Here is a 13,648-nt window from a genome sequence, read left to right as displayed (position 1 = left end):
GCCCATGATGTTGATGGCCAGCACCGTCAAGGCAAGGAAGATGCCGGGATAGAGGATGTTGTGCGGGAACACGCGGAACAGCGTGCGGCCCTCGGCCATGATGTTGCCCCAGCTCGGGATCTCCGGCGGGATGCCGATGCCCAGGAAGGAGAGCGCGGCCTCGGTCAGGATCGCGGCGGCGGCCAAGAAGGTGCCCTGCACGATCAGAGGCGCGATGGTGTTGGGCAGGATATGCCGGAACATTAAGGTCCAGGTCGGCGTGCCGACCGAAATGGCGCCTTCGACATAGGGTTCTTCGCGTACCGTCAGCACGATCGAGCGCACCAAACGCACTACGCGCGGTACGTCGGGTACGACAATGGCGAAGATCACGGTGATCAGGCCGGCGCGCCAGATCGAGACAAGGGCGATCGCGAGCAATATGCCCGGGATCGCCATCAATCCATCCATGATGCGCATGATGATCCCGTCCGCCCATCGGACGTAACCGGAGACCAGCCCGATCACCACGCCGATGGCGACGGACGCCAGCGCGACGGAGATGCCGACCGCCAGGGACACGCGCGTGCCATAGAGAACGCGGCTGTAGACATCGCGTCCCAGGCTGTCGGTACCCATGATCGCCACGCGCTTGACGGTCGTCCCGTCATCGAGACGCATGGTGATTTCGGTGCCGGGCTTCTTGTTGCGTGATGCCGGATCGATGCGGGTCGGATCGACGGTGCCCAGGAACGGCGCCAGGAGGGCAATCAGCATCATGACGAGCAGAATGACGCCGCCGAAGATCACGTTCGGGTTACGGATGGCAACGAGCCAAAGGCTCTTGCGCTTGGTCGACGCTGCCGCAATTGAGGCAGAGTCGACGACTTCTTCGGTGATCGCGCTCAATACCGGATCCTCGGGTCGAACAGGGTGTAGCTGATGTCGATTAGAAGGTTGATCACGACATAGACTACGGAGAAGAGAAGAATGACGGTCTGAATGGTCGGGAAGTCACGGCTCAGCACCGCTTCGACCGTGAGCCGCCCCAACCCGGGCAGGCCAAAGACGCTTTCCGTTACCACTGCGCCGCCAATCAAGATGGCAATGCCGAGGCCGATGATGGTCAGGATCGGCACCGCCGCATTGCGTAGTGCATGACGCATCAGCACGACTCGGTTGCTCAAGCCCTTGGCACGGGCGGTACGGATATAGTCTTCGTTCAGCACCTCGAGCACGGAGGCGCGGGTGATGCGCGAGATCAGCGCCACGAAGCCCACCGACAGGGTCAACGACGGCAAGACCATGCGCTCGGCGAACTGCCAGAAGTTGACGCCGATGCGGACATAGCCCTGCACGGGCAACCAGCCGAGCTCGATGGCGAAGACGTAGATCAAACAGTAGCCGATGACGAAGCCCGGCACGGAGAAGCCCAGCACCGAGAAGCCCATGACGATGCGGTCGAACAGCGTGCCCTGGCGGTAGGCCGCCAACACGCCGATCGGCACCGAGACGCAGACCGCGAAAATCAACGTGCACAATGCCAGGGCGAGCGTCGGCTCGACGCGCTGGGCGATCAGTTCGGCTACGGTCTTCTTGAAGAAGTAGCTTTCGCCGAACTTGCCCTGGACGATGTCGCCGATCCAGATGGCGAACTGCGTCCAGATCGGCTCGTTGAGGCCGAGCTTTTCGCGAATATCGGCGATCTGGTCGGAGGTGGCATTGTCGCCGGCGATCACCGCAGCCGGATCACCCGGCGTCAATCGCAGCATGAGGAAGACAAAAACCGCCACCACCGCAAGCACGGGGATGATGGCGATCAAACGACGGGCAATGAAATCGAGCATTTTCCCTCTACGTGTCACCCCGAGCGAAGCAAAAATCGGTCCTTCGCTTCGCCCAGGATGACGGCAACAAGGTTGCCGTCACTTCTTCTCTACGTTCCACATCACCGGCACCGGCGCTTTCAGCCAACCGCTGATGTTGGCGCGCGAAGCGCCCGGGCCGTACCACTGGCCAATCCAGCCGTACTGCGCCGTCTCCAGTGCCCGATCCTGCACAGCCTTGGCTAGTGCCTTGTTCTTCACGGGATCGGTCTCCTTTGCATATTCGTCGCGCAGCTTCTCGATCACGGGATCGGTCGGCCAGCCGAACCACGATTTGTCGCCCTGCGCCACCATGTAGGAGGTCGAGATCGGGTTCAGGATGTCCGCAGCAACCGAGAAAGTATGGAACACGTTCCAGCCGCCCTGAGCGGGAGGCTCCTTCTTGGTGCGCCGCGTGACCAGTGTCTGCCAGTCCATCGATTGCATGTCGACCTTGAAACCAGCCTGTTCGAGCAGCGCCTTGGTCACGGGGGCCGTGTTGGTGAGCACGGGCAGAGTAGTCGATTGCATCAGCACGATCGGCGTGCCGTCGTAGCCCGCTTCCTTGAGAAGCGCCTTGGCCTTCTCGAAGTCCGGTTTCACCAGCAGGCCGTTCGGTGCGTCGAACGCATTGGGCGTGCCGCAGACGAAAGCCGCCGAGCAGACTTTGTAATATTCCGGCTCGCCGACAGTCGCCTTGAGATAGTCTTCCTGCCGCATCGCGAGCAGTGCCGCTTGGCGGACCTTGGGATTGTCGAACGGCTTCACCAGATGATTGAAGCGGATGATGAACTGGTGGCCGAGCGGGTTCCAGTCGACCAGCTTCACGCCCTTGTCCTTCTTCAGGATCGGGATCAGGTCGTGTGGCGGCTGCTCGATCAGGTCGATTTCGCCTGCGATGATGGCGTTCACCTGCTGCTGGGTGTCCGGCATCTCGATGATCTCGACACGGTCGACCTTGACGACCTTGCCGCCGGACAGGCCCGAGGCAGGCTCGGCGCGCGGCTTGTACTTCGGGTTCTTGATGTAGACGTGCTTTTCGCCGGGCTTGGACTCGGCATTGACGTAGATGAACGGGCCGGAGCCGATCTGGCTGTCGATCTGCTTGAACGGATCGGTCTCGGCGACCTTCTTGGGCATCATGAAGGGAACCTGCGACGACGGCTTGCCGAGCGAGTCGAGCACCAGGCCATACGGTTCCTTCAGCACCATCTGGAAGGTTTTGTCGTTGACCGGCTTCATCTCCTTCACGAAGTCCATGAGCTTCTGGCCCATGGCGTCGCGTGCACCCCAGCGCTTGATCGACGCGATGCAATCCTCGGAGGTGACGGGCTTGCCATCGTGCCATTCGAGGCCGTCACGTAAGGTGAACGTCCAGGTCAGCTTGTCCGGCGACACCTCGTACTTGTCGACCATCTGCGGCTTGACCGCATTGTTCTCGTCCGACGCAAACAGCGTATCGTAGACGAAATAGCCATGGTTGCGTGTGACGTAGGCCGTGGTCCAGATCGGATCGAGAATCGTCAGATTGCCGTTCTGGACGAATTTCAGGACCTTGCCCTGCGCCAGCGCCGGACTCGTGCTCAAGACAAATGCACCGGTAACAATGGTGCTTGCGGCCATTGCCGCAAGTGTACGCCTAAACACTTGTTTCATAGCGTCCCCTCCGGGTGTCTCTCCCCATTGAGAAAGGCAGGTCCCCCGACCCACCTTCGTCGATGGGCGCGCGGGGCGAGGAGCCCCGCGCGCAACCTCACTACTTCTTAGTGATGTTCCAGAACACCGGCGCCGGGGCGATCATGTTGCCCTCGATGTTGTTGCGGCGCGCGATCGGCGAGTACCACTGGCCGACGTTGATGTGCGTCGGGTTGTTGGCCCAGTACTTCTGCAGATCCTCGACGATCTGCTTTTGCTTGGCCGGGTCGGTTTCCTTGGCGAACTGGTCGCGGAACTTCTCGATCGTCGCATCGCACGGCCAGCCGAACATGGCTTTGTCGCACGAGGAGTTGAAGAAGCCGGCCATGACCGGGTTCAGGATGTCGGCGGCTACCCACGAGGTGAGGAAGGCATGCCAGCCACCCTGGCTCGGCGGATCCTTCTTCACGCGGCGGCCGACCAGCGTCTGCCAGTCCATCGACTGCATGTCGACCTTGAAGCCGGCCCGCTCCATCTGCTGCTTGGCGACCGGCGCCAGGTTGGTCAGCACCTGCAGGTCGGTCGACTGCATCAGCACGATCGGCGTGCCGTCATAGCCTGCCTCGGTGAGGAGCTGCTTGGCCTTGGCGGCGTTGCCGTTCAGGACGTCGGCCATGCCGGCGTCGGTGGCGAGCGGCGTGCCGCAGACGAACGGCGCCTTGCAGACCTTGAACCACTGCGGATCGCCGATGGTGGCCTTGAGGAAGTCCTCCTGGGCGAAGGCGACGAACACGGCGTGGCGGATCTTCGCATTGTCGAAGGGCTTGGCCGTGCTGTTGAACCGGAACGTGTACTGGTTGCCGGTCGGGTTGCCGTTGAACAGGTTGATGTTCTTGTCCTTGGCCAGGATCGGCAGCAGATCGTGGCCGGGCGATTCGATCATGTCGATTTCGCCGTTCTGCAGAGCGCCGACCTGTGTCTGCACGTCGGGGATCCAGAGCCATTCGACGCGATCGACCTTGACGACCTTGCCACCGGCCAGGCCCGAAGGCGGCTCGGCGCGCGGCTTGTACTTGGCGTTCTTGACGTAGACGATCTTCTCGCCGGGCTTCCATTCGTCGGCCTTGAAGATGAACGGACCCGAGCCGATCACGTCTTCGATCTTGATCTGCTGCATCGGGTCGGTTTCGGCCGTCTTCTTTGGCATCATGAACGGCACGTTCGACGACGGCTTGCCGAGTGACTGCAGCACCAGCCCGTACGGCTCCTTCATCTTCAGCTTGAAGGTCTTCGCGTCGACGACCTCGAAGCCTTCGGCCGATGTCATCATCTTCTGGCCCATCGAATCGCGGGCTGCCCAACGCTTGATCGAGGCGACGCAATCCTCGGCAGTGACGGGCTTGCCGTCGTGCCATTCGAGGCCGTCGCGCAAGGTGAAGGTCCAGACGAGCTTGTCGGCCGAGACCTCCCACTTGTCGACCATCTGCGGCTTCACGTCGAACTTCTCGTCCATCGCGAAGAGCGTGTCCCACACCATGTAGCCGTGGTTGCGCTGGATGTAGGCAGTGGTCCAGATCGGATCGAGAATCTTCACGTCCGAATGCATCACGGCCTTGATGGTCTGCGCCTGAACGGGCGCAGCCGTCAGCAATGCAGTCGCACCAGCCGCGGCGACGAGCGCCAGAGCTGACTTCTTGAAAGAAAACATATTGTCCAAACTCCCTGTCTCGGGTGCGACGCTTGCAAATTCTGGGCCTGCAAGATTCGCGCCTCCCCATGCGGACAGTAGCAGTGGGGAACCCCCCTCTGACAAGCCGATTCGCGAAATTGAAACCGGCGTCAGCGAACGTCAGCGCGGGCGGTTGATCGCCTTTTCGAGCAGTTCGAGCACACCCTCGGATGCGGCGGAGGCAACAATATCGCCGAATCCGGCCCACGAGCCGCGCGCGGCGGCGAGCGGCACGGGGTTGGACTGCTCTATGTCACCGACGATCTTGCCGGCGGGGTCCTTCAACACCCATTTGACCACGAGCTTACCGGTGCGGTCGTCGATGGGCGTCAGGTTGACCGCGCCGACAACGGTGAAGACATCCTCGCCAGCACCGTCGACGATCACGATTTTGCTCGAGCCCAGTGCGCGACGCATGCCGGAGTAAAGCTGGCGGTTGCCATCCGACGGTGCGCCGGTCACCGGTGCCACCAGAACCTTGATCTGTTGTTCCGCGGGCTTTGTAGGGACCGGCGCCGTCGTAGGCGTGGTTCCGGTGGCCGCTGCAGCCGCCGCAGCGGCGGCCGTGCCGTCGGCTGCGGGGTCGGACGGGAATTCGTAGGGAATGGTGATGCCGGCCGCTACCTGGCCCGGGGCGCGCGGGATGAAATTCGGCGGCTTGCCGACCAGCGTCGCGACCCTCGGCGCGGCCTGTTGAGCCATGCGTGAGATCAGCCGTTCGCTCTGTTCGGCGTAATCTTCCGGCCGGGCGCGCGTCTTGACGGTCGCAGGCTCGTCGGTGCGCGGCCTGCCTACGACGCGCCAATCGACCTGGACTTCGATCGACAAGTCGGCATCGCGTGTGCTCATCACGCCGTCGACCTGGATCGGCGCATCGGCTGGCGCCACCGTGGCGACGATGCCGTAGGATTGCAGTTCCATGGCCAGGGTCGCGGCGACGCGCTGGCCCATCTGCGGCGGCATGTTCCGTGGCGGGCTGATCGCCACCTCGGCCTTGTCGGTCCGGGGGCGGGCATAATAGTCCCGTGAAGGATCGTGCTCGAAAGGTCCCGGTACTCTTGCGCAGGCTGCCAGCACCAGCAGGCACAGCAGCGTCACAGCATGGCGCATGTCGCGACGACCCCGAGCAGGCACAGGAACACCAGGATGATCAGGTAGGGCACGTCAGTTCCTGAGCGCGATCGCCGAGAGGCCGCGTCCGTAGTCGCGAACGCCCTGGAGGGTGTTGCGGCGGTAGCTGAAGAAATCATCGGTCGCCGAGAGCGTGTCGTGGCCGGTCGTTGTCACCGAGACGCCGGTGCGTGCGATGCGGTGCAGGAGGTAGCCCGGCAGGTCGAACATGAAATGACCGGCGCGCTTGGCGTCACGGAAGAAGGTGCTGTTGTTCTTGTCCTGCGCCAGGAACGGCGCAGGGAACTCAGGGCCCACTTCATAGGATGCCGGGCCGATGCAGGGGCCGATGGCGACCTGGATACGTTCGCGCTTGGCGCCGAGTTTTTCCATGGCGGCGATGGTCGCATCGGCGACGCCGCCCAGGGCCCCTTTCCAACCGGCATGACAGGCGCCGACCACGCCGGCGTCATTGTCGGCCAGCAGAACCGGCGCGCAGTCTGCCGCCAGCACGCCCAGGACCACGCCGGGGCGATCCGTGACCAACCCGTCGGCCTTGGGCGCTCCTGGCGAACTCCAGCGATCGTCGGCCACCGTCAGGACGTCGGTCGAATGGACCTGGTGCAAGGTTTGGAGGTCGGGCTCGTCCAGGCTGAAATGCTCGGCGACGCGGCGGCGGTTCTCGCGCACGTTTTCGGGCTGGTCGCCCGATCCGTAACCACAATTCAACGACGAATAGAGCCCGGCGCTGACGCCGCCCTGGCGCGTGAAGAAACGGTGCTGCACCCCGTCGAGGTCGGCGAGCGTCTTGGCGAGGATCATGTCGCGTCCGGGGGGAGGTTCGACGAAGTGGGATGGTCCGAAAAGCCGGCGGGCGGGGCGCTCTTGCCGTCGCCCAGCGCCAGCACGCGAAAGAGGGTGCCCATTTGGTCGGGCGCAATCAAGCGAACCGATGCCGCATCGATGGTGCGCGCCTGCTGCGGCGAAGCTCTGCGCTTCAGCGCCTCGCCACGTTCGATGATGCCCAGTTGGCGCAGGAATGCGCCCTGGCCGATTGGCCCGAAGGAAGCGACGCCCGAGGCTTTTGCAAGAGCTTCGAAATCGACATGGGCGCTGAGATCAGTCTCGCCCGGCCGGTCGAGGATGCCGGCGCCCTGGTGGTTGCGCACGGCCTGAAGGGAGGCTGCCCTGCCAGCGTTCTCGCCGCCGTAATCAATGATCACTGCCCAACCGCCGTCGCGGGCGATGCGGGCTCCAATCGAGGCAGCAAGCGCGCGTCCGGCCTCGCAGATCTCCGCCTCGGCGTCGACCGCGGCCTCGGGCAGCAGCTTGGCAAAGGGGGTAACGCCAGGCGCCAGGGCCAGTCTCAACGCGCCACTCTCGTCGATACCCACCATGCGCTCGACCCAACCGTGTGGCGCGCGATGGAACTGACGGACGGGCAGCGCATCGAAGAACTCGTTGGCAACCAGCAGCAGCGGGCCTTCCGGCACCGTGTCGAAGCGCTCGTGCCAGGTCGGCACGATGCCGGGCGCGAAGCCCTGCAGGGCGTCGCGTTGAGCGGCGCGCAGCGGCTCGTTGGTATCGACGAGATGCAGGTCGATGGCGGCATGGAAGCCGGGCACGCCGCGCGTGGCGCGCAGAGCATCGGCCATCAGGGTGCCGCGGCCGGGGCCGAGTTCGACCAGCCGCACCGGCGTCGGCTGGCCCATTGCCAGCCATCGGTCGGCGAGCCAGGCGCCTAAAAGCTCGCCGAACATCTGGGAAATCTCGGGCGCCGTCGTGAAGTCGCCGGCCGCGCCGACCGGTGTGGCGTGGCGATAATAGCCGAGGCGGGGGTGCCCCAGTGCCTCGGCCATGAAGTCGGCCAGCGAGATCGGCCCGGTGAGCGCGATGCGCCGCGCGATCAGGCCGCCCAGCTCGCTATCGGTCACAGGTGGCCCCCTTACGGCAGCAAAGGCTTGCGGTAGGCGCGCAGGATCAGCCAGGCGCCGAACAGCAGCACCGGCACCGACAACAACATGCCCATGGTGAGGGGGCCCCAGAGGAAGCCGAGATGCGCATCCGGCTCGCGGAAGATCTCGCCCACGATGCGCGCTGCGCCATAGCCGGCGCAGAATACGCCGGTCAGCAGGCCGGGGCGGCGGCGGCCGTCGGTGAGCTTCCAGACGGCAACGACCAACAGCGTCAGCAGCACGCCCTCGAAGAAGGCCTGATAGAGCTGGCTGGGATGGCGCGGCAGCGGCCCACCGCGCGGGAACACCATGGCCCACGGCACGTCGCTGATGCGACCCCACAGCTCGCCATTGATGAAGTTGGCGAGGCGGCCGAAGAACAGGCCGATCGGCGCCACGATGGCCACCAGGTCCGACAGCATGAAGGGATCGGCCTTGTTGCGGATCGCGAACAGCAGGATGGCGGCGACCACGCCCAGCAAGCCGCCATGGAAGGACATACCGCCCTCCCACAGGGTGAGCGCGGCCAGCGGGTGCTCGATGTAGAAACCCGGCTTGTAGAACAGGACATAGCCCAGCCGCCCGCCCAGGATGACGCCGAGTGCCGCCCACAGCAGGAAATCGTCGATCTTCAACGCCGTCAGCAGCTTCGGCGGTTGCTCGCAGACGCGACGCATCACCTGCCAGCCGATCACCAGTCCGGCGATGTAGGCCAGGGCGTACCAGCGGATGGCGAAGGGCCCGAGCTGAACCAGGACCGGGTCGATCTCAGGGTAGGGAATGGCGAGGAGGGTCATGAGGGCGCCCTTATAGCGGGCGAACCTCGCGGCGGGCGAGCCTGCCTTCCGAAATGATCACGGCGCCGGTTCTGGTGAACCGGCGCCGCTGGGACTTTCCGAACGAAGAGACTTTTTTGGTCTTATTGTGAGAGGGGGCGTCGGAGGTCCTTCTTGTTCACGCTTCGCCGACCGTTTCCAGGATGGAAGCGGTCAACGCGTCGGCGGGCGACTTGCCGGCCCACACGACGTACTGAAAGGCAGGGTAAAAACGCTCGCTTTCGGTGATGGCCACCTCGACGAGATCGTTGAGCTGCTCCGCCATCAAGCCCGTCGTCCCGCGCAGCGGGATGGCGTGGCGGAACATCGGCAGGCCCTCTTCGGACCAGAGATCGAAGTGGCCCAGCCACATCTTCTCGTTGATCAGCGCCAGCAGGACGTGGATGTCGTTGTGGCGTTCGGAGGGGATGCGGACATCGTAGGCGCACGTGAAGTGCAGCGCTTCGACATCGTCCCGCCAACTGAAGAACATGCGGTAGTCGCACCAGCGGCCAGCGACCTCGACGGCGATTTCCCGGTCCGAAGTCCGGTCAAAGGGCCAATCGTTGGCGGAGACAACTTTTTCGATCATTTCCAGCGGGTTCAGGTCGGCTTTCCGTCTGGTCCGCTCTTGTCGCGATAACGCCATCGACCGCTCCCCAACCATTCCGCCATGCGGCTCCGCATGAGCCATTCTGAGGCGGGTGGCCGACATATCGTGGTGGGCACCCAACAACCCACTAGCAGCGGTAGCGTGCCACCGAGGAAATCGAGGCGCAATAAGAAATCCGGTCCAGAATGGGGAAAAGAGTCAGGGATTCCATGAATTTAATCCCCAGCGTTAAGATTCGAGTCTTGGAATTCCGCAAGACGAATCGACTTCATGTGCCCATCTTTTGTGCAATTCCGACTCCGATCTGCGGATCGCCTTGCGTTTACGCACCTCATATGAGCCTTGGCACGGGCTTTGCCTTCAGGGGTCCCAAGCAGGCGGTGTGGCGCCAAGACCCGTGGGAGGCTCTCGATGTTCAAAGACCCATTCGACCCCAGCACCTTGCTGGGCAAGGGGTGTAGCTGCGGCGGCAATCATGCCGAGGCCGATCATGCCCGCCTGACCGCGGCAGCAGTGCCGGTCGGCGAGGAATCACGCTGGAACCGGGTGGTCGATGCAGCGGTCCTGCGGGCAGTCTTCCCGGTCGATGCCCAGCGGCGGCAGTTCCTGAAGACGGTCGGCCGGGCGACGGCCATGGCAGCCATCTCCTCGGTGCTGCCGCTCGGCCTGGCGCGCGAGGCCTTCGCCCAAGGCGGGGCGCTGGAAAAGAAAGACCTCAAGGTCGGCTTCATCCCGATCACCTGCGCCACACCCATCATCATGGCGCATCCGATGGGCTTCTATTCCAAGCATGGCCTCAACGTAGAAGTGGTGAAGACGGCGGGCTGGGCAGTGATCCGCGACAAGTCGCTGGCCAAGGAATACGACGCCGCGCACATGCTCTCGCCGATGCCGCTAGCGATCTCGCTGGGCGTCGGATCGAACCCGGTGCCCTGGACCATGCCGGCCGTCGAAAACATCAACGGCCAGGCGATCACCTTGGCCATGAAGCACAAGGACAAGCGCAACCCGAAGGACTGGAAGGGGTTCCGCTTTGCCGTGCCGTTCGACTACTCGATGCACAATTATCTGCTGCGCTACTACGTGGCGGAGCACGGGCTCGATCCCGACAAGGACATCTCGATCCGCTCCGTGCCGCCGCCCGAGATGGTGGCCAACCTGCGCGCCGACAATATCGACGGCTATCTCGGGCCCGACCCGTTCAACCAGCGCGCGGTCTATGACGGCATCGGCTTCATTCATCTCCTGACCAAGGAATTGTGGGATGGCCATCCCTGCTGCGCCTTCACGGTGAGCAAGGAATTCGCGACCCAGAATCCCAACACTTATCGCGCGCTCCTGAAGTCGATCATCGACGCGACGGCCTATGCGCACAAACCGGAGAACCGCAAGGAGATCGCCAAGGCGATCGCCCCGGCGAATTACCTGAACCAGCCGGAGACGGTGCTCGAGCAGGTTCTGACCGGCACCTACGCCGACGGGTTGGGCGGCGTGAAGAAGGACCCGAACCGCATCGACTTCGATCCCTTCCCTTGGAACCAGTTCGCGGTCTGGATCATGACCCAGATGAAGCGCTGGGGTCAGCTCAAGGCCGATGTCGACTATGCCAAGGTCGCGTCCGAGGTCTATCTCGCCACCGATACGGCGGCGATGATGAAGGACATGGGCCTCACGCCGCCCGATCCGTCGAAGAAGACGATCGTGGTCATGGGCAAGCCGTTCGATCCCGCCAAGCCCGACGACTATATCGCGAGCTTCGCCATCCGTCGGAGCTGAGACATGGCGACCCTGAAAAACTCGCTCGGCCTGCGGGCGAGCCTGCTGTCGCTGCTGATCTTCGCTGCGATCATCGGGCTCTGGCAGATCGCTACCCTGCCGACGGCAGCCAGCGGCCCGGCGGTCGATCCCGAATATGCCAAGCTGGTGGGCAATGCCGCGGCGACCGGCACCAAATCCTCCATGCCGACGCCGGCCGACATCGCCGTCACGATCTGGGGCCATCTCACGGATCCCTTCTACGTGCGCGGCAGCAACGACAAGGGCATCGGCATCCAGCTCGCCTATTCGTTGGGCCGCGTGCTCCTGGGCTTTGGCCTCGCTGCTCTCGTGGCAGTGCCGCTCGGCTTCCTCATCGGCATGTCGCCGTTGGTCTATCGCGCGCTCGACCCCTTCATCCAGATCCTGAAGCCGGTGTCGCCGCTCGCTTGGATGCCACTTGCGCTCTACACCATCAAGGACTCGGCGATCTCCTCGATCTTCGTGATCTTCATCTGCTCAGTCTGGCCGATGCTGATCAACACCGCCTTCGGCGTCGCGAGCGTGCGCAAGGAATGGCTGAACGTGGCGCGCACCCTCGAGGTCGGGCCGTTCCGTACCGCCTTCAAGGTGATCCTGCCGGCGGCGGCGCCCACGATCATGACGGGCATGCGCATCTCCATCGGCATCGCCTGGCTGGTCATCGTGGCCGCCGAGATGCTCGTGGGCGGTACCGGCATCGGCTACTTCGTCTGGAACGAATGGAACAACCTCTCGATCGCCAACATCGTGACCGCGATCCTGCTGATCGGCCTGGTGGGCCTCGCCCTCGACCAGGGCCTGGCGCGCATCACCAAGCTCGTCACCTATCCGGAGTAGGCCGCCATGGATAATCGACCCCTCATCAGCGTCGAGGGCCTGGCGCGCCGCTTCGGCGACTCCGGCCAGCCCGCCGTGTTCGAGAACATCTGGTTCGGCATCGACAAGGGAGAGTTCTGCTGCCTGATCGGCCATTCCGGCTGCGGCAAGACCACGATCCTGAACGTGCTGGCTGGCCTCGACAGCCCGAGCGACGGCGCCGTCATCGTCGACAACCGCGAGATCGACGGGCCGAGCCTCGACCGCGCCGTGATATTCCAGGGCCATGCGCTGCTGCCCTGGCTGTCGGTGATGGGCAACATCGCCTTTGCCGTCTCCTCGCGTTGGCCCACGTGGGATCGCGCCAAGGTGCAGGAACATGCGCGTCGCTTCATCGAGCTGGTCGGGCTGAAGGGCGCGGAGAACAAGCGGCCGGCGCAGCTCTCGGGCGGCATGAAGCAGCGCGTGGGTATTGCCCGCGCGCTCTCCATCCAGCCCAAGATGTTGCTGATGGACGAGCCGTTCAGCGCACTGGATGCGCTGACACGCGGCATGCTGCAGGACGAAGTGCTGCGCATCTGCGCAGATACGAAGCAGACCGTGTTCATGATCACGCACGATGTCGACGAGGCGATCCTGCTTGCCGACAAGATCGTGCTGATGACCAACGGCCCCGGCGCCAAGATCGCCGAGATCGTGGTCAACACCATGCCGCGCAACGAGCGGCACCGGAACGACCTTCACCGGCATCCGCAGTACTACGCGATCCGCAACCACCTCGTTGAGTTCCTGGTGAACCGCAGCCGCGCGTTCGACAAGGAGATCGCCGGCGTGGCCTACGATCCGCGGCGGCTGAAACTGGTGAAGCCTGGTTTGTCGGCGGTCAATCCGCCGGCGGAAGTCGTGCCTCTTCGGCACACACACTGACGATCAACTGACACTGGCAATCGACACGGGAGAAGACAATGAAGCGGGCAGAAGTCACCGAGAAGATCCTGACGGCCAAGCGCCTGAAGGAGCTCACCTGGGACGAGATCGCCAAGAAGATCGGCGGCGCCTCGAAGATCGTCGTCACCGCGGCCTGCATGGGCCAGATGAAGATGACCAAGGAACAGGCAACGAAGGCCGGCAAGCTGTTCGGACTGGGCAAGGAAGAAGTGCTGCTGCTGCAGGAAGTGCCTTATCGCGGTTCGCTCCCGCAGATCCCGCCGACTGACCCGCTGATCTACCGCTTCTACGAGCTGGTGCAGGTCTACGGCACGACCTGGAAGGAACTGATCCAGGAAGAATTCGGCGACGGCATCATGAGCGCCATCGACTTCGACATGACCATG

The 13,648-nt window shown here is 63.6% G+C and carries 13 protein-coding genes; 4 read left to right on the top strand and 9 right to left on the bottom strand.

Translation table 11 applies throughout. From position 1 onward, the window contains the following. The 9 genes from EPO50_RS16225 to EPO50_RS16185 all read right to left on the bottom strand — a co-directional run. Positions 1–849: ABC transporter permease (locus tag EPO50_RS16225; protein WP_296345849.1), on the bottom strand; the 849-nt coding region annotated here is incomplete at its 3' end. A gap of 35 nt (positions 850–884) precedes the next feature. Then, the gene (locus tag EPO50_RS16220) at positions 885–1,826 is read right to left on the bottom strand and encodes an ABC transporter permease (RefSeq protein WP_296345846.1); all 942 of its coding nucleotides are present in this window, start codon (positions 1,824–1,826) and stop codon (positions 885–887) included. A gap of 78 nt (positions 1,827–1,904) precedes the next feature. Beyond that, positions 1,905–3,431, bottom strand: a complete 1,527-nt coding sequence (locus tag EPO50_RS16215) for an ABC transporter substrate-binding protein (RefSeq protein ID WP_296345843.1) — start codon at positions 3,429–3,431, stop codon at positions 1,905–1,907. 169 nt (positions 3,432–3,600) lie between these two features. Beyond that, positions 3,601–5,187: an ABC transporter substrate-binding protein gene (locus tag EPO50_RS16210; RefSeq protein WP_296345841.1), complete on the bottom strand. Its 1,587-nt coding sequence runs from the start codon at positions 5,185–5,187 to the stop codon at positions 3,601–3,603. Between the two features lie 141 nt (positions 5,188–5,328). After that, a complete protein-coding gene (locus EPO50_RS16205; RefSeq protein WP_296345839.1) occupies positions 5,329–6,318 on the bottom strand; it encodes an LPS assembly lipoprotein LptE in 990 nt (329 codons plus the stop codon). A 54-nt stretch (positions 6,319–6,372) separates the two neighbouring features. Next, a complete protein-coding gene (gene pgeF, locus EPO50_RS16200) occupies positions 6,373–7,140 on the bottom strand; it encodes a peptidoglycan editing factor PgeF (protein ID WP_296345837.1) in 768 nt (255 codons plus the stop codon). Further along, a complete protein-coding gene (locus EPO50_RS16195; protein ID WP_296345835.1) occupies positions 7,137–8,252 on the bottom strand; it encodes an SAM-dependent methyltransferase in 1,116 nt (371 codons plus the stop codon). Before EPO50_RS16195 ends, pgeF begins: the two co-directional genes overlap by 4 nt. Positions 8,253–8,263: 11 nt before the next feature. After that, the gene (gene lgt / locus EPO50_RS16190; RefSeq protein ID WP_296345833.1) at positions 8,264–9,070 is read right to left on the bottom strand and encodes a prolipoprotein diacylglyceryl transferase; all 807 of its coding nucleotides are present in this window, start codon (positions 9,068–9,070) and stop codon (positions 8,264–8,266) included. 157 nt (positions 9,071–9,227) lie between these two features. Continuing rightward, positions 9,228–9,803, bottom strand: a complete 576-nt coding sequence (locus tag EPO50_RS16185) for a YbjN domain-containing protein (RefSeq protein ID WP_296345831.1) — start codon at positions 9,801–9,803, stop codon at positions 9,228–9,230. Between the two features lie 309 nt (positions 9,804–10,112). Here EPO50_RS16185 and EPO50_RS16180 point away from each other — a divergent pair, with 309 nt between their 5' ends. The 4 genes from EPO50_RS16180 to cynS all read left to right on the top strand — a co-directional run. After that, entirely contained in the window at positions 10,113–11,477 is a 1,365-nt protein-coding gene (locus EPO50_RS16180) for a CmpA/NrtA family ABC transporter substrate-binding protein (protein WP_296345829.1), read from the top strand. Between the two features lie 12 nt (positions 11,478–11,489). Further along, the gene (gene ntrB, locus EPO50_RS16175; protein ID WP_296345847.1) at positions 11,490–12,335 is read left to right on the top strand and encodes a nitrate ABC transporter permease; all 846 of its coding nucleotides are present in this window, start codon (positions 11,490–11,492) and stop codon (positions 12,333–12,335) included. Positions 12,336–12,341: 6 nt separating this feature from the next. Further along, entirely contained in the window at positions 12,342–13,241 is a 900-nt protein-coding gene (locus EPO50_RS16170) for an ABC transporter ATP-binding protein (protein WP_296345827.1), read from the top strand. Positions 13,242–13,279: 38 nt separating this feature from the next. Then, positions 13,280–13,648: cyanase (gene cynS / locus EPO50_RS16165; protein ID WP_296345826.1), on the top strand; the 369-nt coding region annotated here is incomplete at its 3' end.

Origin of the sequence: Reyranella sp. (genome assembly GCF_004297405.1) — a bacterium.
In the GTDB taxonomy this organism is placed as follows: Bacteria; Pseudomonadota; Alphaproteobacteria; order Reyranellales; family Reyranellaceae; genus Reyranella.
Note: the sequence above shows the minus strand (reverse complement) of the source record. Positions and strands in the feature narration are given on the sequence as shown.

Excerpts from the sequence above, each read along its gene's own strand:
- EPO50_RS16210 (WP_296345841.1), bottom strand. The coding sequence starts at position 5,187 with ATGTTTTCTTTCAAGAAGTCAGCTCTGGCGCTCGTCGCCGCGGCTGGT.
- pgeF (WP_296345837.1), bottom strand. The coding sequence starts at position 7,140 with ATGATCCTCGCCAAGACGCTCGCCGACCTCGACGGGGTGCAGCACCGT.
- EPO50_RS16170 (WP_296345827.1), top strand. The coding sequence starts at position 12,342 with ATGGATAATCGACCCCTCATCAGCGTCGAGGGCCTGGCGCGCCGCTTC.
- lgt (WP_296345833.1), bottom strand. The coding sequence starts at position 9,070 with ATGACCCTCCTCGCCATTCCCTACCCTGAGATCGACCCGGTCCTGGTT.
- EPO50_RS16180 (WP_296345829.1), top strand. The coding sequence starts at position 10,113 with ATGTTCAAAGACCCATTCGACCCCAGCACCTTGCTGGGCAAGGGGTGT.
- EPO50_RS16185 (WP_296345831.1), bottom strand. The coding sequence starts at position 9,803 with ATGTCGGCCACCCGCCTCAGAATGGCTCATGCGGAGCCGCATGGCGGA.
- EPO50_RS16205 (WP_296345839.1), bottom strand. The coding sequence starts at position 6,318 with ATGCGCCATGCTGTGACGCTGCTGTGCCTGCTGGTGCTGGCAGCCTGC.
- EPO50_RS16220 (WP_296345846.1), bottom strand. The coding sequence starts at position 1,826 with ATGCTCGATTTCATTGCCCGTCGTTTGATCGCCATCATCCCCGTGCTT.